Here is a 20,293-nt window from a genome sequence, read left to right as displayed (position 1 = left end):
CTTCTGCGTTCTCTCTTTTTATTCGCCCGTCTCCAGCCTCGAGCGGAGATCCGTGATCGCGTCGTCGTGGGCTTCGTGAGCCCGATCGAAGTTCGTCGGCTCCTCGGTCATTCCGAAGAAGCCGTGGATCATGTCGTCGTAGTTGTGGTAGGTGACGGGAACGCCCGCCTCCTCGAGTCTGTCGGCGTAGGCGGCGCCGTCGTCTCGAAGCGGATCGAAGCCGGCGGTGAGGATCGTCGCCGGCGGGAGTCCCGAGAGATCGGCCGCGAGCCGCGGTGCAGCGTAGACGTTCCCCCGTTGAATCTCGTTCTCGAAGTAGTGGTCCTCGAACCACGTCATCTCGTCTGCGGTCAGGAAGTAGCCGTCGCCGTTTTCCTCGTAGGAGTCAGTCTCGGTGATGTCTCCCGTCGCGGGGTAGACGAGCAGTTGCGCGGCGACGTCGGGGCCGTTCTGATCGCGTGCGAACAGGGCCGTTCCCGCGGCGAGGTTTCCGCCGGCGCTGTCGCCCGCGAGGACGATTCGTGTCGGGTCTGCGTCGAGGTCGGGAGCGGCGTCTGCGGCCCATTCGAGGGCGGCGTAACAGTCCCGAAGTCCGCCGGGAAACGGGTGTTCCGGAGCGAGTCGGTAATCGACGCTGACGACGGGATAGCCGGATTCCGCGGCGAGCTTTCGACAGGTTCCGTCGTGGGTGTCGATGCTGCCGATGACCCACCCGCCACCGTGGAAGTACAGGAGCAGCGGCCGATCGGATTCGGGCTCGTCGCTTGGCTCGTAGATTCTGATTGGGAGGTCGCCGTCGGGGCCGTCGATACTGCGGTTCTCGATCGACGCGAGTTCGATCGGCGAGTCGCCGCGATCGATCATGTCCTCGAAGAGTCCTCGAGCGGCCTTCGGCGAGAGGTCGCTAAAGTCCGGCGCGTCGATCGATTCGTAGACCTCGAGAAACGCCTGTACGTCGGGGTGGGGCTCGTCGGCGCGGAACGCTTCCATTGTTCGACATACTTGGCTCCGGGATAAAAAGCTACGTCCGCCGGAAATCACTCGTTCCGCTCGCCGATTCGGCGATGTGAGCGGCCGCGTTCCACACCGTTTATTTCGTCTCGGGTCACTGCTTCGAGCATGACCAATCAGGACCTCATCGAGTCGCTCAGCGCGGCCGATGCAGTTCGGTTCGGCGAGTTCGAACTCTCCCACGGCGGAACCAGCGAGTACTACGTCGACAAGTACCTCTTCGAAACCGATCCCGACTGTCTCGAGGCCATCGCCGAGGCCTTCGCAGACCGACTCGACGAGGACGACAAACTCGGCGGCGTCGCGCTCGGGGGCGTTCCGCTGGCCGCTGCGACCAGCGTCGCCGCGAGCGTTCCCTACGTCATCGCGCGCAAGCAACGAAAGGACTACGGAACCGCGAATCTGGTCGAAGGCCGACTCGAGGAGGGGGAGGAAGTCGTCGTCGTCGAGGATATCGTCACGACCGGAACGAGTCTCGTCGACGCCGTCGAAGCGCTTCGGGATGCGGGGGCGACGGTCGAACGGGCGCTCGTAGTCGTCGACCGCGAGGAGGGTGGCCGAGAGAATGTCGAAGAGGCGGGCGTAGAGATGGAGTCGCTCGTGACCGCGAGCGAGTTGCTGGAGTCCCGATGACCGTGTTGGAATCCCGGTGATCGTGGTTGCGTCTCGCTGATCGACGGAGCTGATCGCCCGATACCGGTATGTCGAATTCACTCCTCGGTCGTCCCGTTCATTCTTTGTGGCTGTAATATCGGTACACCGCGAGCGCGAACGCGAGGATACCGACGACGGCGAGGCCCCCGCCGACGAGCACCTGCCCTTGGATCGCCAGAAGCATCAACCCGAGACTTCCCGCCAGCAGGCCGGCCTGGACGAGCACCAGAATGTAGACGAAGGTCATCAACCGTTCCCGAGGAATCTTCTGAATGTCCTCCTCGAACGCGGCGTCGTCCGACGACGACTCGTCCCCGAGCGGGAACGAATCCTCGTCGTCTTCATCGAACGGGAACGGATCGAACACCATGGGTGTACGAACTGCTCGAGGCCTGAAAACAGTTCAGTCTACACCGGTCCCCGATAGCGGTCGTTGATCTGCGAACGACCGCCGTTGTAACTGCTCTCCGGACGCCTGCGAGGGCTCGTTCGCCGCTTCACCATCACAACGCTTTTAACCTACTCGAGACTACGCGTAATCACGATGGTAGGTGTCCGTTTTACAGGGCCGTTCGCCCGCTTTTAACACTCACCTATCGTTCGTCGTCTCGAATTCGGTCGTTCGACGAACGGCACGTGCGCGACACCACTGGACTTCTCGACGGAGTCCCACCACTTACTCATAAGACACAGCCACAGCCATGTCAGAACCAGACTCACAAGCAGAATCACAGGAACAGATCGTCGTCGTCCTCCCCGACGGATCGGAGCTCGAGGTCGACGCTGGCGCGACGGTCGAAGATTGCGCCTACGAGATCGGCCCCGGACTCGGTCGGGATACAGTCGCCGGAAAACTCGACGGCGACCTCGTTGCAAAAGAAGCACCCGCCTACGACGGCGCGGCACTCGAGATCATCACGGAGGGATCGGACGAATCCCTGCGAGTCATGCGCCACTCGGCGGCTCACTGCCTCGCACAGGCAGTCGAACGCCACTACGACGACCCGAAGCTCGCTATCGGGCCGCCGACGGACGACGGCTTCTACTACGACTTCGATGGCCTCGATATCGACGAATCGGATCTCGAGGCCATCGAGGCGGAGATGGAAGAGATCATCGAGGAAGACTACGAGATCGAACGCGAGGAGGTCTCGATCGAAGACGCCGAGCAACGACTCGCCGACGAGCCGTACAAACTCGAGCTCCTCTCCGAACTCGCCGCCGAGGGCGAGCAGGTCACCTTCTACAGTCAGGGCGAGTGGGAGGACCTCTGTGCCGGCCCCCACGTCGAGTCGACGGGCGAAATCGGGGCCGTGAAACTCCTCGAGATCGCCGGCGCGTACTGGCGCGGCGACGAGGACAACACGATGCAGACGCGGATCTACGGCACGGCATTCGAAGACGAGTCGGACCTCGAGGACTACCTCAATCGCCTCGAGGAAGCCGAGGAGCGAGACCACCGAAAGATCGGCAACGAGATGGATCTCTTCTCGATCCAGGACGTCACGGGTCCCGGTCTCCCGCTGTATCACCCGCCGGGGAAGACGGTCCTCCGGGAACTCGAGTCCTTCGTCGAGGAGCTGAACGAGGACGCGGGCTACGATTACGTCGAGACGCCTCACGTGTTCAAGACGGACCTCTGGCACCGTTCGGGTCACTACGAGAACTACGAGGACGACATGTTCATCTTCGACGTCGGCGACGACGAGTTCGGCCTGAAGCCGATGAACTGTCCCGGTCACGCCGCTATTTTCCAGGACCACTCCTGGAGTTACCGGGACATGCCGGTTCGGTACGCGGAAAACGGGAAGGTGTACCGGAAGGAACAGCGGGGCGAACTCTCCGGACTCTCGCGAGTCTGGGCCTTTACCATCGACGACGGTCACCTGTTCGTCAAGCCCCAGGGGATCGAACACGAGGTTGAGACGATCATCAACATGATCACCGACGTCCTCGAGACGTTCGACCTCGAGTTCGAGATGGCACTCGCGACGCGACCCGAGAAGAGCGTCGGGAGCGACGAAATCTGGGAGAAGGCCGAATCCCAACTCCGATCGGTGCTCGAGAAGCGCAACCTCGAGTACGACGTCGAGGAGGGCGACGGGGCGTTCTACGGGCCGAAGATCGACTTCGCGTTCGAGGACGCTATCGGCCGCAACTGGGACGGCCCGACGGTCCAACTCGACTTCAACATGCCCGAGCGCTTCGACCTCTCCTACGTCGGCGAGGACAACGAAGAGCACCGCCCGGTCATGATCCACCGCGCGCTCTATGGCTCCTACGAGCGCTTCTTCATGATGCTCATCGAGCACTACGAGGGGAACTTCCCGTTCTGGCTCGCGCCCGAACAGATCCGCGTGCTCCCGATTTCGGATTCGAACCTCGGCTACGCTCATCGCGTCGCCAACGAGTTCGAGGAGTTCCGCGTCGAGGTCGACAACCGAGATTCGACGCTCGAACGAAAGATCCGCGCGTCCCACGACGACCGCGTGCCCTACCAGATCATCGTCGGTGACAACGAGGAAGACGACGGCACGATTTCGGTGCGGGACCGATTCGAGGACCAGGAGTACGACGTCGAAATCGACGCGTTCCGAGCGCACCTCGAGGCAGAACGCGACGAGAAGCGACCCGAGCCAGACTTCCTCGAGGAGTAACTCGACGGAATCGCCGCGCCCATTCGTTTACACTTTCGTGCTGATTCTTCCGCTTCGCTCTTTCGAAATATCCATATTTGTGGAATCGTGCATATCCATATGAACAGAGCTGAGAAAGCAGCCCTCCAGTTGCGCGCCGTCGACGTGTTGTGCATGCTCAAGGAAACCCGCACCTACGACGAACTCGAGGCCAAAACCGGCCTTCCGGCGGGCGACCTCAACCGGTACGTCAACGGGCACGTGCTTCCGGGGACCGACCGCGCTCGGGCCGTCGTCGAGGATCTCGGGAAGGAGGCCCTCGCCGAGGAGCTCGAGGCGCGGATCCAGGTCGACGGCGAAGGATACGTCGATAACTCCGGCGTGGTCTTCGATCAGCCGTTTTTGAACCTCGCGGCCCCCGTCGTCGCCGACAGTTTCGGTTTCGAGCGGCCGGACGTCGTTCTCACGGCCGCAACCGACGGCATCACGCTCGCGGCGGCGCTCGCGAGCTACTACGGAACGCGGTGTGCGTACGCGAAAAAACGAAAAGAGACAGCAGTCGAGGAGTTCATCGAAGCCCGCGAGCGGCTCGACTCCGGCATCGAGATCACCTACTATCTGCCGGAATCCTCGGTCGGCGAGGGTGAATCCGTTCTGGTCGTCGACGACCTCATCCGCTCGGGCGAGACGCAGGAACTGCTCCTCGATATCGTCGAAACGGCGGACGCGAACGTCGCCGGCGTGTTCGCGCTGATCGCGGCGGGCGACGACGGTATCGAACGGGCACGCGGACGGACCGATTCGGTCGTCGATGCGCTCACTACCGTGAAGGCGTAATCGTGGGTGGATCGGAGCGGGGCGATCGCTCGAGTCGGCCCACCGAAACTTGACATTCCCAACCGTCTGTGACGAACGGCGGCGCTTCTCGGGATTTCGTTGATCTTTCGTTAACGTTCTCCAGATAGTGACGGCTGAGGCCAAAAAATCGCTGTGCGCGAGGATATAACATGATGAATCATTAGGTTTATGTACGTCCCCGCTGACCATCGAAGTACGACAATGACGAAGACAGTTATCCTCGGCGTGATCGGCTCCGACGCACACGTCGTCGGCATTACGATCCTCGAGCAGGCGCTGAACGCGGCAGGGTTCGACGTCATCAACCTCGGCGTCCAGAGCTCCCAGCAGGAGTTCGTCGACGCCGCCACGGATCACGACGCCGAAGCTGTACTCGTCTCTTCGCTTTACGGCCACGCCGAACAGGACTGTCAGGGATTCCACGAACGAGTCGCGGACGCGGACCTCGAGGACGTGACGACCTACATCGGCGGCAATCTCTCGGTCGGCCAGAACGATTTCGAGGAAACCCAAGAGAAGTTCCGTGGGATGGGCTTCGACCGCGTCTTCAACTCCGAAACGGATCCCGAAGACGCGATCGAGGCGCTGCGCGCTGATCTCGACATTCGGCCACCGGAGTCCGAGTCCGAGCGCGAACGTACCCAGACCGTTTCGGTGTAATGTCTAACGCACCGATTACGTAACTGGGCGCTCGCTCCTATCAATCAATTTTGAGCAATTCGTTACCGCAGTTCGGCTTTCTCGAGTTCGTCGAACAACCCTTCGACCCGTCCTCGAACCTCGTCGCGAATCTCGTGGACTTCCTCGAGCGCTCGCCCGTGAGGATCCGCTAGGTCCCAATCTCGAACGTCCGTTTCGGCGTCGATCTCGAGCGTCGAACAGCCCATGGTCGCGACGTACGCACACGACTCGAGTTCCGCCTCGGAGATCTCTTGAGGCTCGCGCTGGGCGAGGTCGATCCCCTCTTCGGCCATCGCCTCGAGAACGATGTCGTGAACGGAGTCGGCCGGATGGGTTCCGCCGGATCGGATCTCGATGTCGTCCTCGAGATTTCGCCGGTCGCGCTCGCGTTCCGCGTACGCGGTCGCCATCTGACTCCGTCCGGCGTTCTGGACGCAGACGAATCCGATTCGAACTGGATCTGCGGACATAATCGACGTCAGGGGGTCGACCACCGTAACCGTTCGTATGACTGCTATTGTGCGAAACGTAGTCGTCCTGACCGTCGATCGGGGCGGGGCGGACGAGATCATATTCGTGGGGTGGGCCTCCGCCGGGAAACTGGGCGCGATCGTCGCCAGATTCTTCTTCATGTTGCCGACGTTCGGCTCGAATCCCATCACTTCCGCTCGAGAACCGGGGGTTACCTGACGATCGTCACCGGAACGGGTGATCGGCGCGCAACCGTTTCGGCGACGCTTCCCAGGAGAATCCGACTCGCACCGGTCCGGCCGTGGCTCCCGACGATGATCTGATCGGCCTCGTGTTCCTCGACGTAATCGACGATCGAGCGAGAGATACCACCAATGACGCGGTCCGTGTCGATCTCTACCCCGTGTTCGGCGGCGAGTTCGCTGGCGTTTTTTAAGATCTGGTCGGCCTGGTTCTCGTGGTGTTGTTGGATCTGGTCGTAGTTGGCCATCGCTCCGCCTTCCATGCCGGTTGCCGCGTAGAAGTCTCCCGGGTCGAGGACGTTTAACGCCGTAATGTCGGCGTCGGGGAACTCGGTGACGGCGAACTCGAGTGCGTCGGTCGAACGGTCCGAGTTGTCAACCGGGACGACAATGCGTTTGCTCATACGCGAAAATACGGTCGGGAACAAAATAAGTGTCTGCCCGATTCCCGGCTGGTTGTCTTTCTCGGTATCTCTATGTCTCTCGCGCGGCGTCGGGGTACGGTTCGAGTGGAACCGCTGCGGCAGTTGGGTGGTGTCGGGCACTCGAGAGTGAAATCTCTCGAGACGAGGTATACTGTCGGCTGTAACTATGTGAAGATTCTCGTACCTCGGGGCGACGAGAATCGTGAACGACGTACAGCCGGCAGTGTCTCAAAATCGAGAAATCGGCGGCTTACTTCGCGTCGGTGCTACCGCCGTTGTTCGACGGACGGACATTCTCTGCGCCTTTTCCACGGGTGTGGAGTCCGCGGTTCGATTTACCCGCGTTGGTGAGGCCGCGGAACGCGCGGTTGGTGTGGTTATCGTTGCAGATCCAGCCGAGATCATCGTCGTTCTCGATGGCCGGGTGGTTCGGATCGACGAGGATCACTTCGAACCACTTCTGGCTGCCGTCTTCTCCGACCCAGTAGCTGTTGAGAACCCGCATGTTGGGGTATTTTCGGGAGACGCGTTCTTCACCCATCCGCTGGATGTTCTTGCGTCGACCGATTCGGTTGACACCCTGACGTTTCGTTCGTCGACCCGCCTTGTGTCGCTGTTTCCGAGCGGTTCCCTTGCGGACCGAGACGCGTGTGAGGACGATTCCCTGTTTGGCCTTGTAGCCGAGTTCGCGCGCCTTGTCCAGTCGCGTCGGGCGGTCGATACGCTCGATTGCGCCCTGGTCGCGCCAGTCCTGTTTTCGCTGCCACTGCAGTTCACCGAGCTTTCCGTCGCCCGGGTTCTTCCATGCCTCCTTGATGTGGGAGTAGAAGCTTCGTGCCATTTGTGTATCTGCGGGCGTTTCCTGGTTCAGAACTCATCGAGACAATCTCGTGCGTTCCACATCCCGACCTGTGACGATAGTCGAACAGGTGCCCGCTGTCGCCCGCGGACCAGCGAGTCACGTGCAACTATCCAACTTGCGAGTATAAGGGCTTCGAAGCGTCGCGCCTCGAGTCGTGCGCTCGAGTTACACGCATCAGCTCGTCCCGGACGGTAATCCGTGACCCGAACTTTTATTCCACGCCTCGAGCCGCTTTCCGCTCCTCAGAGGCACCGAAGTATACATAAATGTCTGTGAAAAACAATATGAGATGACGATCGAATCCCGGCGACAAAAAGACATCCTCCTCATGCTCTTTGCCGTGCAGTTCTCCCTGATCGTCCTCGTGCTGGCGTCGTGGATGTGGCCTCTGTTGTTATTCCCGCTTCTTCTCACGTTTCACGTAATGAAAGCCGAATACACCCGTCGCCTCGAGGAATATCACGACCGGGCCGAAGCCGATCCGGCCGACGATTGACGGCCGCTTCACTCCGACTTGAGATCGTGACAACGTGGTCATAGCTGGTCGGCTACTCGGGCTTGACAGTACGCAGTAGACCGAATCTGCTTTCGAAGAATCAGTCGACGAAGTCGATATCTTCTTCCTCGGCACTCGCACCCTGTGGCTGGACGGATTCGCCGTTGGGCTGGCCGTAAATCTGGGGCGATTCGACGCCTGTTACGACGATCATGGTTCGCATGCTGCCCTCGAGACTCTCGTCGATCGAGGTCCCCCAGATGATCCGTGCGTCGGGGTCGATGCGGTCGTAGATTTCTTCGACGACGCCTTCGGCCTCTTCGATGGACATGTCGTTGCCACCGGTGACGTTGACGAGCGCGGAGCTAGCGCCCGAAATGTCGACGTCGAGAAGCGGAGAGCGGAGCGCAGTTTTGACCGAGTCCTCGGCCTTCGCTTCGGAGTCGGATTCGCCGAGTCCGATCATTGCGACGCCGCCCCGTTCCATCACGGTGCGAACGTCGGCGAAGTCCAGGTTGACGAGACCGGGTTTCGTGATGAGTTCGGTGATACCCTTGACCGAGCGCATCAGCACTTCGTCGCTGACCTTGAACGCCTGTTTGACCGGCAGTTTGCCGACCGAATCGAGCAGGCGGTCGTTCGGAACGACGATGACCGTATCGGAAACGTCTCGAAGTCGCTCGAGACCCGCTTCGGCGTTCGTTCGTCGAACTTCGCCTTCGGCCGTAAACGGCGTCGTGACGATCGAAATCGTGAGCGCGCCGGATTCTCGAGCCGCTTTCGCGACGACGGGGGCCGAGCCGGTCCCCGTTCCACCGCCGAGTCCCGCGGTGACGAACACCATATCGGAGCCGTCGATCGCGTCGTAGATGTCCTGTTGACTCTCGAGGGCGGCCTCCTCGCCGACCTGCGGGAGTGAGCCTGCCCCGCGGCCGCCGGTTTTCTGTTCGCCCATCAGGATCTTCGTATCGGCCTCGATTTCGACGAGGTGCTGGACATCAGTGTTGGCCGCGACCAGCTTCGCCCCGTGAATTCCCTCTTCTCCCATCCGGTTGACGGTGTTTCCGCCAGCACCGCCACAGCCGACGACTGTAATATCAGTCTGGAGATCGTCGAGTACGTCGAGTAATTCGTCGTCGGTCATCGTCCCCGAAGTATTGCCGTCGACCGCTTCGGCCTCGTCGGGGAGGTGCTCAGGCTCCCCCTCCTCGGCCTCGTCGATGGCATCGTCGATTATAGAGTCCATCCTTGCCCTTGACTTAACGATGGAGCATAATTACCTTTCCCCTACACGTCAGCCGTCTGTCTGACGCAGTAATCGCTTCTTACGTGTCGGCCAGCTGATCGCGAAAAAGCTTCCTGACGGGCGCTGTAAGGACATATTACCGTCGCTGGAATGAATTTACAAGGGAAAGTATTCTGTCCGATCGGTACGAACGTCTTCAGGATTGATAGCTTTGCCGTCGACCGTGACCGACGACCCGTTCGCGAGCGCGCCGAACTTCGGTCCCTCCGGAACCCCCGCCTCGGCTGCGAGTGCCGGATCGAACGCTCGCTCCTCCGCAACGACGGTTTCGTCCTCGAGTCGAACTCGGTCGTACTTTTCCTCGAGAACGCTCGCGAGCGATTCGATCAGCGCCGGCGGAACCGTCTCCGAGGTGAACGCCGCGGTCGATCCAACTCGACTGCCCCCGTTCTCGGTCGTGAACGCGATGGTGTTCGCCTCCACGCTCTTGCGGACCCGATCGGGGTCGATTCCTTCCGCAGTGTCGATCAACTCCGCCGGAAGCTGGACCGCTGAGAACGCCTCGTCGGCCGCCTCGCCATCCTCGAGATCAACTCGCTTCTCGCCGAACCTGATTCCCTCCTCGACGCGGACGAGTTCGGACTCGATCGCGCGGACGAGATCGATCGGCCGGTCGCCGACTTCCCGAAGCCACGTTTCACTCGCGATTTCGTAGCCCAAATCATCGATGACGCTCTCGAGTTTCGGCCATGTTCCTTCGACGACCGCGAGTTCGGTTCCGCTAGTTTCGAAGGCCGAATCGATTACGTCGCGGTGCTGTTCGGGGTCTCCCATGTCCTCGAGAGCCCACTCCGAGGCGATGTGGCCGACCGCCCACGGCGTTTCCTCGACGATCCGCTGGTATCGCGGGACGTAGTGGTTGCCGCCAAACCCCACGACCTGTCGCTTGCGATGGGGTGTGACGTCGCGCCTTTCTGGATCTCCGAGCTCGAGAATTGAACGGGCGACGGCTCGAGCCCCGTCGGGATCCTCCCACTGCGGTTCGTCGCTACCGAGTTCTACGAACAGCGAGGGACAGCCGACATCGGTTGGGCCGTGGTGCGTACACTCCATCCCCACGTCGTAGGCCTCCGGAGCGTGTTCGTCGAACGCCTCGAGGAGTTTCGCGTGGGCGTTCGGACACGTCTCCGCGAGCGCGTAGTCGTCGCCGCCGTACTCTGCGGGCCCGAAGTTGCCGGTGAAGTGTGCGGTCAACAGCGCGCCCGTGTCGCCGGCGTGTTTCGAGGCGAACACCAGCAGATCGGGGTCGCACTCGAACGCGTCGACGGGGCGCTCGAGATCCAGATGACGCGTCTCGAACGAGCGCAGTTCGAACCCCTCGGTGCGGTAATAGGTGCCGCCGCCGTCGGCGTCTGGTCGCGAATCATCCGACTTGGCCTCCCAGTCCCCTTCCTCGAGGAGGAACGAACAGATGTGAGTCGAGGCGCGGTCGGCCCGACTTTCGACGATAGCGATCACGCCACGGAATCGGTCGGGCTCGATTGAATACGTGACGCTTTCGGTCGTGGTGTCGCGTGACTTCGGCTAGATCGTGGGTGGTTTTCAGGGGAGTAGGAGGTAGACGAACACCGCGTACCCGACGACGAGACCGGCTCCATCCAGCCTCGAGAGTTGTCGTCCGTATCCCATCATCGCGACCAGAACGAGGGTAAAGACGACCAGAATCGGAAATTCGAACAAGAGCGTGCTCTCGGAGACTCGAATCGGCGTAATAAGGGCGAGAAGGCCGATGACCGCCAGCACGTTATAGATATTCGACCCGACGACGTTTCCGATTGCGAACTCCGTTTCGCCGCGGACCGCACCGACGACGGAGGCGGCGAGCTCCGGAAGCGACGTCCCGACCGCGAGCACCGTCAGTCCGATGACGAGATCCGAGAACCCGAACGCGGACATGAGTTCGGTCCCGCCGGAGACGAGCCATCGGGAACCGACGACGAGTGCGATCAGACCGCCGAGAACGTACGCGACGTCGGAGATCTCGATCCCGTCTCCGGCGCCGGGATCGTCGACGAGCGGCGCCGGATCGGCTCTCGACGAGTAGACGAGATAGGCGGTAAAGCCGACGAGCACGGCGAGCAGGATCGTTCCCTCGAGGCGACCGATCACGCCGTCGACGCCCATGGTGACGAGCAAAAACGCGGCGAACACCATGAACGGGACGTGTCGCTTCATCGCCACCTCGCTGATCGACAATGGGTGGATCAGCGCCGAAACGCCCAGGACGAGTCCGATGTTGGCGATATTCGAGCCGAGGACAGTTCCGAGACCGATATCGGTCGAAACGTCGAGCGCCCCGGTCATCGCGACGGACAGTTCGGGCGCGGTCGTCGCGAAGGCGATTACGGTGACGCCCACGGTCGCCGCCCGGAGGCCGATCCCGAGCGCGAGCCGCCCTGCACCGGCCACGAGCAACTCTGCACCCGCGTAGAGGACAACGACACCGGCCGCGAGTAGAGCGATGGCAACGAGGAATTCCGAGCCGACGGGCATTGGCCTCGCATACTCGAGAGCGGCGTATAAGCTGTCCGGATGGAAGGCTGTCTCCGCTGTCCAGAACAACGACGAGGAGCCGACCACAGGCAGGTGGTCGCCAGCCCTGAAACGTCTATTGTGCGAACCAAGAAAGCGCGACGAAACGCTGCCGAAGTCACACCGGTTATATCCCCGCCGTCACGAGCGTTGGTATGCACGTCTTTGGAATCATCGGAAACCCCATCGGCCACTCGCTCTCGCCGCCGATGCACGAAGCGGCGTACGACGAACTCGACCTCGAGGGACGATACGTTACCTTCGAACCAGAACCGGAGGATCTCGAGGCCGCGGTCGACGGCGCGGATGCGCTCGGCATCGAGGGAATGAACGTCACGATCCCGTTCAAACAGGACGTCCTCGAGGTCGTCGACGCGGACGACCTCGCGACGCGCATCGGAGCCGTCAACACGATCGACTTCTCCGGACCGACGCCGACGGGTCACAACACCGACGCGGTCGGGGCGATCAGGGCACTCCGCGATCACAACGTTGCACTCGAGGGTTCAACCGCCGTTGTCGTCGGCGCCGGCGGCGCGGGGCGTGCGATCGCGTTCGGGCTCGCCGACGCGGGTGCGACCGTCGATATCGCGAATCGAACTGAGTCGACGGCTCACGAACTCGCCGAGGTCGTCCCGGACGCAACGGGACACGGCCTCGAGTCGCTCGAGGAGTTACTCGCCGACGCCGATATCGTGGTCAACGCGACGAGCGTCGGAATGGAGACGGACGAGACGCCGATTCCCGCCGGGGCGCTCCACGGCGACCTCGCGGTGATGGACGCGGTCTACCGACCGCTCGAGACGAGACTGCTCCGCGACGCCGCGGCGGCCGGCGCGACGACGATTGACGGGGCGTGGATGCTCCTCTACCAGGGGGTCGAAGCGCTCGAGATCTGGACCGGGGAGGATGCCCCCGTCGAGACGATGAACGAGGCCCTCCGACACCGTCTGTAGGTCCCTTTCCTGTCTCCGGATCGAACGGGTTTAAGTGAGCGAATCAACAATGTTCGGTTAATGGGAATCCTTCAGAAGCTGAAGTCGATGCTCGGTCTCGGTGACTCGGGATCCGAATCGGCTCGTTCTCGAGACGTCGGGGTCACTGTCGAACGTGAGCGGACCCAGAGCGAGACGAACGAGGACGGGGCTGATGATGCTGCAGCCGCCGGATCGACGGCCTCGAGTTCGACCGGTTCGATGACTCAGTCGACCGATTCGACGGCAGAGGCCGCAGAGCCGGCCGAAGCGACCGGCCCGACCGAAGCCGATGCGACGCCGACGACCGAAAAGACACCCGAACAGGACCCCGCGCCGGAGGTGGACGATGTCGACGACTCCGAAGCCAGCGACGACTCCGAAGCCAGCGACGACTCCGAGACCGTCGAAGACGACGACGGGATGGCCACCGACGCCGATACAACCACCGACGACGGGGACGAGGCTCCATCCGACGACGGCGAACCGGACGACTCCGAATCCGTCGAGGACGCCGCGGCGGCCGGCACCGCGGCCTCGAGTTCGACCGATTCGATGACCCAAACGCCGGACTCGGCGGCCGAGGCCGCAGAGCCGGCCGAAGCGACCGGCCCGACCGAAGCCGATGCGACGCCGACGGCCGACAAGACGCCGGCGGAAGATGAGCAAGCCGCCGACTCCGAATCTGACGACGAGGCCGAATCGGCGGCGGCTGAGGTGGCTGTCGACGGCGAGCCGACCGACTCGATCAAGGGAATCGGTCCGGCCTACGCGGACCGACTCACCGAGGCGGGCGTCGAAACCGTTGAAGCGCTCGCGGAAGCCAACGCAGCGGAACTGGCCGACGACACGGATATTTCGGAGACACGACTGCAGGGTTGGATCGACAGAGCGCAGGTCCGATAACCGTCAGTTTGGCGTGTTCAGGTCGCTTTGGCGCGTTACAGAAGTCAATTTGACCCGTCTCTCCTTGAGACGACCCGCTGTCTCCCGACGAGTTGTGTTCCCATCTGGATTCCACAGAGTCCGCCTGCTTCTTTCTTGCAATCGTTCCCGAAACCGCAAGATGATTAGTTCGGTGACTCGTTCCCGGACGTATGACTGCGCCGCGGGTCGTGACATCGCTCGAGTCCGTTCGAGAGACCGTTCGATCCGAACTGCAGCGGGCGGGCCGAGGCGAAACGAGTGAGAGAGTCGAGACGACGGGCGTTCGCGTTCCGATCGAAGTTCGCGTTTCCGTCGACGATTCGTTTCTGGCGTACCGACGAGCGCGTAAGGGGGCTGGCGGTGCGTTCCTCGAGACGACCGGCGGACAACCCGGCTGGGGCTATTTCGGCGTCGATCCGGTCGACAGACTCACCGTTAGCCGGGCGGTCGCGACCCGAGACGGAGACGACGATCAGTCATCGTCTCCCACACTCGCCGCTCTCGAGGGACTGCTCGAGGGCGATCAGCTCGTTCGTGGCGACTGTACGGTTCCTTACCCCTGTGGAGCGATCGGCTGGCTTTCCTACGATATCGTGCGCGAACTCGAAGAACTTCCCGAATCCGCCGTCGACGATAGAGACCTGCCACAACTCGAGGTGGAATTCTACGACCGTCTCGCCGCCTGGGAGGAACCGACCGACGGCGAGGTTACGCTCCGCGTGACCGCCTGTCCGCGAATCGATCCCGACGGCGATATCGAAGCTGGCGGAAAAGCCGTCGCGGACGACGCCATCGAGTCCGCGTACGAACGCGGCCGGAATCGCGCGCTAGAACTCACACGGGACGCGATCGAGGGCGATATCGATTCACCCGATCCGCCCGTCTCGACGCCTGAGGCGACCTTCGAGAGCGATTGCGGCCGAGAGTCCTTCGCCGAGCGGGTACGTCAAGTGAAAGAATACGTTCACGACGGCGACACCTTTCAGGCGAACATCTCGCAGCGACTCACTGCTCCCGCCGCGGTCCACCCCGTCGCGGCCTACGACGCGCTCCGGCGCGTAAACCCGGCTCCGTACTCCTGTCTGCTCGAGTTCCGCGCCGCGGATTTGGTGAGTGCGAGCCCCGAACTCTTACTCGAGCGCGAAGACTCGTTCGTTCGGACCGAGCCCATCGCCGGCACCCGTCCTCGGGGCGAGACCGCTGTGGAGGATCGGGCGCTCGAGGCGGACATCCTCGGCGACGAGAAAGAGCGCGCCGAGCACGCGATGTTGGTCGACCTCGAGCGAAACGACCTCGGGAAGGTCTGTGCCTACGGCTCCGTCGACGTCGAGGAGTACCGTCGCGTGGATCGGTACTCCGAGGTCATGCACCTCGTCTCGGACATCACCGGACGGCTTCGGGAGGGCGAATCCCTCGCCGACGCAATTGCGGCGGTCTTCCCGGGCGGCACGATCACCGGCGCTCCAAAGCCCCGAACGATGGCGATCATCGACGAACTCGAGGCGACCCGACGGGGACCCTACACGGGAAGCGTGGGCATTTTCGGCTTCGACGGCCGCGCCACGCTGAACATCGTGATTCGAACCCTCGTTCGCCACGAAGACGAGTATCACCTCCGGGTCGGCGCGGGTATCGTCGAGGACTCGGTTCCCGATCGGGAGTACGACGAAACTCTCGATAAGGCTCGAGCCCTGCTGACCGCTGTCGACGAGGCCCTCGGGGAGCGAGCCGAGATGGGACTCGAGAGCGGCGGTGATGGCGAGGAGCTGGATCGGGACGATGGAGTGTTCGAGAGCGTCGGTGATGCTGAAGAACTCGAGAGCGACATTGGAGAGCCGGAGGGTGATCAAGATGAGTGACGGAACGACGATTCTCGTCGTCGACAACTACGACTCGTTCGCCTACAACCTCGTCCAGTACGTCGGCGAAGTCGCCGACGAGGTCGTCGTCCGGCGCAACGACGAGATCGACCTCGAGGACGTTTCGGCGCTCGACCCCTCCGGAATCGTCGTTTCACCGGGGCCGGGAACGCCCGAGGACGCTGGGATTTCGATTCCACTGTTCGCAGAAACCGAGTATCCGGTTCTCGGCGTCTGTTTGGGACATCAAGCACTCTGTGCGGCTAACGGATCGGCGGTCGTCCACGCGCCCGAGGTCGTTCACGGGAAACCCTCGCTCGTCACTCACGACGGCAAAGGAATTTTCGCGGGCGTCCCCGAACCGTTTCGGGTCGGGCGCTATCACTCGCTCGCGGTCGAACGCGGGGAGCTTCCCGACGCGCTCGAGGAAACCGCCAGCACGGCCGACGAGCGCGGGGTGTTGATGGGCGTTCGCCATCGCGAGAAACCCCACATCGGCGTGCAGTTCCATCCCGAGAGCATCCTCACTCGAGAAACCGATTCGGAGGTCAGGAAGGAGGTTGAGAGAGCTTCCGAAAACGGGAGCCGTAATGTTCGGACTCGAGGCGAATCGATCTCGCTCGAGGTCGGGAAACGACTGATCCGGAACTTCTGTACGTTTGCGGCGGAAAATACGGAGCGAACCGCAGAATCAAGCGGGGGTGACTCGAGGTAACACGATGTCCGACCCATCCGAAGAAGTAACCTATCACGTCGACGGCGACCTCGTCCCCGCATCGAAGGCGACCGTCCGCGCCGACGATCGGGGCTTTCGATACGGCGACGCCGCGTTTGAGACGCTCCGCGCCTACGGCGGCACGGTTTTCGAGTGGGACGCCCACGCGGATCGGCTTGAGGAAACCTGCAACGCGCTCGGGCTCAACCACGGGCTCTCGAGGGTGGACCTTCGGTCGCGAATCGACGAGACGCTGTCGGCCAACGAACTCGAGGACGCCTACGTTAGGCTCTCGATCACCCGCGGCGTCCAGCCCGGCAAGCTGACGCCCGATCCCGACGTCGACCCGACAGTCGTCGTCTACGTCGGGTCGCTTCCGCGAGGTGGAATCGACGGCGAACCGGTCTGGGACGAGCCCGCTATTCTCGAGACGGTCGACACTCGGCGGATTCCCGACGAAGCAGTGCCCGCTTCGGCGAAGACCCACAACTACCTCAACGGGATTCTGGCGCGACAGGAACTCGAGGACGGCGACGAGGCGCTCCTCTGTGACGGCGAAGGATTCGTCGCTGAAGGAGCGACGAGCAACGTCTTCTTCGTCGAGGACGCCACGTTGTACACGCCGACGACCGACGGCCCCGTTCTCCCGGGGATCACACGGCGCGTCGTTCTCGAATGCGCTGAGAGAATTGGCGTCCCCGTCGAGGAGGGGCGGTATACGCCCGAGAGACTCCGAAACGCCGATAGCGTGTTCCTGACGAATACGACGTGGGAACTGCGACCCGTCGGCTCGTTCGATGGGGGAGCCGTCGGCGGTGACGGGGCCGAGAGCAACGGAACCGGCGGCAACCGAGGGAACGACGACGGGAGGGTTCTCGAGACGCTCTCGCGGGCGTACGACGAACGCGTCGAGACGCAGTGTTACTGACAGCTCGGTTAACTGGTACTGACGGGTTGATTGACTGGTACTGGCGGCTTGGTTGGCTTGTTCGGCACGCGTTCCGAACCGCTTGACGGCACTCGAGCAATTAGCTCTCAACGTCAACGACCGCCGGGGACTCAAGGAGCTCCCGTTCGCTGTCGGAACACTCGAGGACGAACTCGGACCCGAACGCGTTGGCCGGGGTCTGTGCCCCCGACGGAACTGTTCCCTCGAGGACTCTTCTCGCGGCCTCGACGGCTGATTTTGCGGTCAACGCGTACGGGTTCGGCGTTCGAATCCGGCCCCGTACGGTCCGTTCCCCGTTTCGGACTTCGCCCCAGACGACGGTTTCGCCGGTCTCGAGCGTTGATTCGCCGGGTCCGTGGATCAGCGCGTCGATCGCCGGCTCTGCCAGTGTTTGCACCGGGCGACTCTCGAGGAGCCAGGCGGCCGACCCGAGGGCCGACATCGCCGGGTCGGTCCACGAGGGCATGGCGGCGTACACCTCGACGTTCTCGATGCCGGTCGTCTGAGCGGCGGTGACTACGTCCCCGAGCGGGATCGTCACCGCGTGTTCGGGGCCGTCGCCGAAGTCGATTTTTCGGCTTCGAAAGCCGATCGGTACCCGGACGAGCGAGCCGCTTTTGCGGATGACGTTAGTGGTTGCGCTCCCGCTGAAGAGCGTCTTCGCCGTGCCGCGTGATACGTCTCCCGGCGCTGGAATTCCACGGCGCGAATCCATCCCCGCCACGCCGATCGCGAGTTCGTCCGCGCTCGGCAGTCGCTCGGAGAGAAACGCGGCCAGGCAGTCGGACGCAACCACGTCGAATCCGACCCCCGGAAGTAGGGTAATCCCCTTTTCTCGAGCGCGGTCGTCCTGGCGTCGTATCCGATCGAAGACGCGAAACTCGCCCGTGATGTCCAGATAGTCCGTTCCCGTCTCGAGACACGCTTCGACCAGCGGCTCGGCTGTTTCGACGAATGGCCCGGCACAGTTCAGGACGGCGTCGAACTCGGCGAGGTGGGACGCCATGTCGGCCTCGAGGGAGAACGTTCGCCCCTCGAGATCGTTCTCGTGGGCCTGTTCGCTCACCTGCTTTCCGTCCCGTCCGGCGATAGCCGGTGATTCGCCCCGCGAAACGGCCTCTCGGACGATCAGCCGACCCGTGTATCCGTAGGAGCCGTAGATGAGGAGCCTTTCCATAGGCTGTTGTGGGCGGGACGTCTGTTAAATCTAAGTCAGACGATTCGTACGTTATGTTCGCAGTGTCGGAGACGACCGATCCGCTTCGAACAATCTCGATTAAGAAGTCGAGGGAGGGGACTCAATCGACCCGCGTCGACGAACCGAACTCTTCGTTTGGGCCCTGAAACCCGCGTAATTCGGGACCGTTGTTCCCGCTGGGTGAAAACACCGTTACGACATCGTTCGGACGAACCTCGGTTTCACCGTGGGGAGTGATGATCGAGTCGCCGCGTTCGATCGCCACGACGAGCGTCCGATCCTCGAGCACACCTTCATCGACGGCTTGCTCGAGCGTTCGGCCGGCAAGCGGTGCCTCTTGGTGAACGGTGACTTCGACGATTTCGGCACCACCGCTCAAGCTGATGTAATCTGCGAGGGGCTCGAGACGCCGTCTGTCTGCCGGTCCGTACGGCGTGTACGGGAAATTGTGTTCCTGCTGTAACAGAAATTCGTCTTCGATTTCGATTGCTAACTTTTCCAGTTCTCGCCCGATCCGTCTGAGATCCGTGGTATCCGATCCGACGGCGAGTACGTGAAGGTTCATGCGCCCGCCCATCAACTCCCGAACGTTGATCACGCCGGATATCGCACCTACTTGACGGGCTACCCCCTCTACGTCCCCGAACTTCGCGTGGCACAGAAACAAATTCATCAACGAGCCGTCCGCGTGTTCGAAGTCAACGGTTGCGCGGTACCCCTCGATGATTCCGTGCTCCTCGAGTTGTGCGATCCGGTTTCGGATAGTCGCACCGGAGACGTTAACGTCCGCCGCGATCGCCGGAGCCGACGTGTTCCGAGCGTCGGACATTAACGCATAGACAATCCGCCGATCGATTTCGTCGAGTCGATAACTGCCACCAGTTCCGTCTCCCATACGTTGTTCTGCGGTGCTTTGAAATATATATCTACGGTACTCTCGATCAATCGGTAGAACGCGGCACGTCTTCGATTACCAGTATTTGGTCGATTTCCCACTCTTTTTGCTGTAAGACAGTCCACGGAGGATAGCGGGCAGTAACTGTCCTACGTTGATTCGTTAGGGAGTGCGATTACGGGTACTTGGTCTATCGCAACGAGATCTCGGGTTTTGTCCCCAGTCAGCAATCGAGTGATCCGTCCTCCCTCTCGTGGAACGAAGGCGATCGCGGTTCCATCGCTTTCGGTAGCTGCCGCTACAATCTCGTCGATGACGCTCGTGCCGTACCGAAGTTCGGTTTCGAGTTCGTATCCGGCCGACTCCAGAGATTTTTCAACGCGTTCGAATATCTCGTCTGCTTGCCGCTGTCGCGCCCCGATCGGGGCTTTGTCAGGTGAACCACCGCCCTTTTCGATTACGTGAACAATGTGTAGTTGTGCGTCAGCATCAACGTGTACTTTCAGCGCGTCGCACGTCTTCTGAGCGTCTTCCTCAGTAGCAATCGGGACGATGACCTGCTCGAGTAGTTGTGACGTCATTGGCTGTCGGTCTCAGTAACT

General features: G+C 62.0%; 22 protein-coding genes. 11 read left to right on the top strand and 11 right to left on the bottom strand.

Going from position 1 to position 20,293, the window contains the following annotated elements; translation table 11 throughout:
• Positions 1–18 precede the first annotated feature (18 nt).
• Positions 19–990, bottom strand: coding sequence for an alpha/beta hydrolase (locus QNM96_RS02560; RefSeq protein ID WP_283834441.1), 972 nt, complete (start codon positions 988–990; stop codon positions 19–21).
• A gap of 129 nt (positions 991–1,119) precedes the next feature.
• On the opposite strand from QNM96_RS02560, the gene pyrE reads away from it, so the two are divergent.
• Complete coding sequence (pyrE, locus tag QNM96_RS02555) at positions 1,120–1,644, top strand: orotate phosphoribosyltransferase (protein ID WP_283834440.1); 525 nt, start codon at positions 1,120–1,122, stop codon at positions 1,642–1,644.
• Between the two features lie 97 nt (positions 1,645–1,741).
• Here pyrE and QNM96_RS02550 read toward each other — a convergent pair whose 3' ends face one another.
• Positions 1,742–2,035 (bottom strand): hypothetical protein, encoded by a 294-nt coding sequence (locus tag QNM96_RS02550; RefSeq protein ID WP_283834439.1) that lies wholly within the window; start codon positions 2,033–2,035, stop codon positions 1,742–1,744.
• A 331-nt stretch (positions 2,036–2,366) separates the two neighbouring features.
• Between QNM96_RS02550 and thrS the strand changes: the two genes are divergently transcribed.
• The 3 genes from thrS to glmS all read left to right on the top strand — a co-directional run bounded on the left by thrS (position 2,367) and on the right by glmS (position 5,819).
• Positions 2,367–4,322 carry a threonine--tRNA ligase gene (gene thrS, locus QNM96_RS02545; protein ID WP_283834438.1) on the top strand — a complete coding sequence of 652 codons (1,956 nt, stop codon included), beginning with the start codon at positions 2,367–2,369 and terminating at the stop codon, positions 4,320–4,322.
• A gap of 99 nt (positions 4,323–4,421) precedes the next feature.
• A complete protein-coding gene (locus QNM96_RS02540; RefSeq protein WP_283834437.1) occupies positions 4,422–5,138 on the top strand; it encodes a phosphoribosyltransferase family protein in 717 nt (238 codons plus the stop codon).
• A gap of 222 nt (positions 5,139–5,360) precedes the next feature.
• Positions 5,361–5,819: a methylaspartate mutase subunit S gene (gene glmS, locus QNM96_RS02535; RefSeq protein WP_283834436.1), complete on the top strand. Its 459-nt coding sequence runs from the start codon at positions 5,361–5,363 to the stop codon at positions 5,817–5,819.
• Between the two features lie 62 nt (positions 5,820–5,881).
• Here the strand turns inward: glmS and QNM96_RS02530 are convergent, their stop codons facing one another.
• A complete protein-coding gene (locus QNM96_RS02530; RefSeq protein ID WP_283834435.1) occupies positions 5,882–6,310 on the bottom strand; it encodes a low molecular weight phosphatase family protein in 429 nt (142 codons plus the stop codon).
• Between the two features lie 37 nt (positions 6,311–6,347).
• Here QNM96_RS02530 and QNM96_RS02525 point away from each other — a divergent pair, with 37 nt between their 5' ends.
• Complete coding sequence (locus tag QNM96_RS02525; RefSeq protein ID WP_283834434.1) at positions 6,348–6,530, top strand: hypothetical protein; 183 nt, start codon at positions 6,348–6,350, stop codon at positions 6,528–6,530.
• On the opposite strand, the gene QNM96_RS02520 is transcribed toward QNM96_RS02525, so the two are convergent.
• Positions 6,523–6,957, bottom strand: a complete 435-nt coding sequence (locus tag QNM96_RS02520) for a universal stress protein (protein WP_283834433.1) — start codon at positions 6,955–6,957, stop codon at positions 6,523–6,525. The two genes, QNM96_RS02525 and QNM96_RS02520, sit on opposite strands and share 8 nt — an antisense overlap.
• A gap of 271 nt (positions 6,958–7,228) precedes the next feature.
• Positions 7,229–7,819: a 50S ribosomal protein L15e gene (locus QNM96_RS02515; RefSeq protein ID WP_283834432.1), complete on the bottom strand. Its 591-nt coding sequence runs from the start codon at positions 7,817–7,819 to the stop codon at positions 7,229–7,231.
• A 310-nt stretch (positions 7,820–8,129) separates the two neighbouring features.
• Here QNM96_RS02515 and QNM96_RS02510 point away from each other — a divergent pair, with 310 nt between their 5' ends.
• Complete coding sequence (locus QNM96_RS02510; RefSeq protein ID WP_283834431.1) at positions 8,130–8,336, top strand: hypothetical protein; 207 nt, start codon at positions 8,130–8,132, stop codon at positions 8,334–8,336.
• 100 nt (positions 8,337–8,436) lie between these two features.
• Here QNM96_RS02510 and ftsZ read toward each other — a convergent pair whose 3' ends face one another.
• The 3 genes from ftsZ to QNM96_RS02495 form a co-directional block, all read right to left on the bottom strand.
• A complete protein-coding gene (ftsZ, locus tag QNM96_RS02505) occupies positions 8,437–9,582 on the bottom strand; it encodes a cell division protein FtsZ (protein WP_283834430.1) in 1,146 nt (381 codons plus the stop codon).
• Positions 9,583–9,738: 156 nt separating this feature from the next.
• Positions 9,739–11,100 (bottom strand): D-aminoacyl-tRNA deacylase, encoded by a 1,362-nt coding sequence (locus QNM96_RS02500; RefSeq protein WP_283834429.1) that lies wholly within the window; start codon positions 11,098–11,100, stop codon positions 9,739–9,741.
• 84 nt (positions 11,101–11,184) lie between these two features.
• Entirely contained in the window at positions 11,185–12,135 is a 951-nt protein-coding gene (locus tag QNM96_RS02495) for a calcium/sodium antiporter (protein ID WP_283834428.1), read from the bottom strand.
• A gap of 194 nt (positions 12,136–12,329) precedes the next feature.
• Here QNM96_RS02495 and QNM96_RS02490 point away from each other — a divergent pair, with 194 nt between their 5' ends.
• The 5 genes from QNM96_RS02490 to QNM96_RS02470 all read left to right on the top strand — a co-directional run bounded on the left by QNM96_RS02490 (position 12,330) and on the right by QNM96_RS02470 (position 17,577).
• Positions 12,330–13,130 carry a shikimate dehydrogenase gene (locus tag QNM96_RS02490; protein ID WP_283834427.1) on the top strand — a complete coding sequence of 267 codons (801 nt, stop codon included), beginning with the start codon at positions 12,330–12,332 and terminating at the stop codon, positions 13,128–13,130.
• Between the two features lie 60 nt (positions 13,131–13,190).
• Complete coding sequence (locus tag QNM96_RS02485) at positions 13,191–14,054, top strand: helix-hairpin-helix domain-containing protein (RefSeq protein ID WP_283834426.1); 864 nt, start codon at positions 13,191–13,193, stop codon at positions 14,052–14,054.
• Between the two features lie 191 nt (positions 14,055–14,245).
• Positions 14,246–15,934 carry an anthranilate synthase component I family protein gene (locus QNM96_RS02480; protein ID WP_283834425.1) on the top strand — a complete coding sequence of 563 codons (1,689 nt, stop codon included), beginning with the start codon at positions 14,246–14,248 and terminating at the stop codon, positions 15,932–15,934.
• Positions 15,927–16,649: an aminodeoxychorismate/anthranilate synthase component II gene (locus QNM96_RS02475; RefSeq protein WP_283834424.1), complete on the top strand. Its 723-nt coding sequence runs from the start codon at positions 15,927–15,929 to the stop codon at positions 16,647–16,649. Before QNM96_RS02480 ends, QNM96_RS02475 begins: the two co-directional genes overlap by 8 nt.
• Positions 16,650–16,653: 4 nt before the next feature.
• On the top strand, positions 16,654–17,577 hold the full coding sequence (locus QNM96_RS02470) for an aminotransferase class IV (RefSeq protein ID WP_283834423.1): 924 nt from the start codon (positions 16,654–16,656) through the stop codon (positions 17,575–17,577).
• A 100-nt stretch (positions 17,578–17,677) separates the two neighbouring features.
• Here QNM96_RS02470 and QNM96_RS02465 read toward each other — a convergent pair whose 3' ends face one another.
• The 3 genes from QNM96_RS02465 to QNM96_RS02455 all read right to left on the bottom strand — a co-directional run bounded on the left by QNM96_RS02465 (position 17,678) and on the right by QNM96_RS02455 (position 20,272).
• The gene (locus QNM96_RS02465; protein ID WP_283834422.1) at positions 17,678–18,775 is read right to left on the bottom strand and encodes a saccharopine dehydrogenase NADP-binding domain-containing protein; all 1,098 of its coding nucleotides are present in this window, start codon (positions 18,773–18,775) and stop codon (positions 17,678–17,680) included.
• 121 nt (positions 18,776–18,896) lie between these two features.
• Positions 18,897–19,691, bottom strand: a complete 795-nt coding sequence (locus QNM96_RS02460) for an Lrp/AsnC family transcriptional regulator (RefSeq protein WP_283834421.1) — start codon at positions 19,689–19,691, stop codon at positions 18,897–18,899.
• Between the two features lie 149 nt (positions 19,692–19,840).
• Complete coding sequence (locus tag QNM96_RS02455; RefSeq protein WP_283834420.1) at positions 19,841–20,272, bottom strand: universal stress protein; 432 nt, start codon at positions 20,270–20,272, stop codon at positions 19,841–19,843.
• Positions 20,273–20,293 lie beyond the last annotated feature (21 nt).

The sequence above is a fragment of the Halostagnicola sp. A-GB9-2 genome (assembly GCF_030068615.1).
Taxonomy (GTDB): Archaea; Halobacteriota; Halobacteria; order Halobacteriales; family Natrialbaceae; genus Halostagnicola.
This window is presented reverse-complemented; position numbering and strand designations above follow the sequence as displayed.

Coding starts and splice junctions, on each gene's coding strand:
- QNM96_RS02560 (WP_283834441.1), bottom strand. CDS start 990: ATGGAAGCGTTCCGCGCCGACGAGCCCCACCCCGACGTACAGGCGTTT.
- pyrE (WP_283834440.1), top strand. CDS start 1,120: ATGACCAATCAGGACCTCATCGAGTCGCTCAGCGCGGCCGATGCAGTT.
- QNM96_RS02550 (WP_283834439.1), bottom strand. CDS start 2,035: ATGGTGTTCGATCCGTTCCCGTTCGATGAAGACGACGAGGATTCGTTC.
- thrS (WP_283834438.1), top strand. CDS start 2,367: ATGTCAGAACCAGACTCACAAGCAGAATCACAGGAACAGATCGTCGTC.
- QNM96_RS02540 (WP_283834437.1), top strand. CDS start 4,422: ATGAACAGAGCTGAGAAAGCAGCCCTCCAGTTGCGCGCCGTCGACGTG.
- glmS (WP_283834436.1), top strand. CDS start 5,361: ATGACGAAGACAGTTATCCTCGGCGTGATCGGCTCCGACGCACACGTC.
- QNM96_RS02530 (WP_283834435.1), bottom strand. CDS start 6,310: ATGTCCGCAGATCCAGTTCGAATCGGATTCGTCTGCGTCCAGAACGCC.
- QNM96_RS02525 (WP_283834434.1), top strand. CDS start 6,348: ATGACTGCTATTGTGCGAAACGTAGTCGTCCTGACCGTCGATCGGGGC.
- QNM96_RS02520 (WP_283834433.1), bottom strand. CDS start 6,957: ATGAGCAAACGCATTGTCGTCCCGGTTGACAACTCGGACCGTTCGACC.
- QNM96_RS02515 (WP_283834432.1), bottom strand. CDS start 7,819: ATGGCACGAAGCTTCTACTCCCACATCAAGGAGGCATGGAAGAACCCG.
- QNM96_RS02510 (WP_283834431.1), top strand. CDS start 8,130: ATGACGATCGAATCCCGGCGACAAAAAGACATCCTCCTCATGCTCTTT.
- ftsZ (WP_283834430.1), bottom strand. CDS start 9,582: ATGGACTCTATAATCGACGATGCCATCGACGAGGCCGAGGAGGGGGAG.
- QNM96_RS02495 (WP_283834428.1), bottom strand. CDS start 12,135: ATGCCCGTCGGCTCGGAATTCCTCGTTGCCATCGCTCTACTCGCGGCC.
- QNM96_RS02490 (WP_283834427.1), top strand. CDS start 12,330: ATGCACGTCTTTGGAATCATCGGAAACCCCATCGGCCACTCGCTCTCG.
- QNM96_RS02485 (WP_283834426.1), top strand. CDS start 13,191: ATGGGAATCCTTCAGAAGCTGAAGTCGATGCTCGGTCTCGGTGACTCG.
- QNM96_RS02480 (WP_283834425.1), top strand. CDS start 14,246: ATGACTGCGCCGCGGGTCGTGACATCGCTCGAGTCCGTTCGAGAGACC.
- QNM96_RS02475 (WP_283834424.1), top strand. CDS start 15,927: ATGAGTGACGGAACGACGATTCTCGTCGTCGACAACTACGACTCGTTC.
- QNM96_RS02470 (WP_283834423.1), top strand. CDS start 16,654: ATGTCCGACCCATCCGAAGAAGTAACCTATCACGTCGACGGCGACCTC.
- QNM96_RS02465 (WP_283834422.1), bottom strand. CDS start 18,775: ATGGAAAGGCTCCTCATCTACGGCTCCTACGGATACACGGGTCGGCTG.
- QNM96_RS02460 (WP_283834421.1), bottom strand. CDS start 19,691: ATGGGAGACGGAACTGGTGGCAGTTATCGACTCGACGAAATCGATCGG.
- QNM96_RS02455 (WP_283834420.1), bottom strand. CDS start 20,272: ATGACGTCACAACTACTCGAGCAGGTCATCGTCCCGATTGCTACTGAG.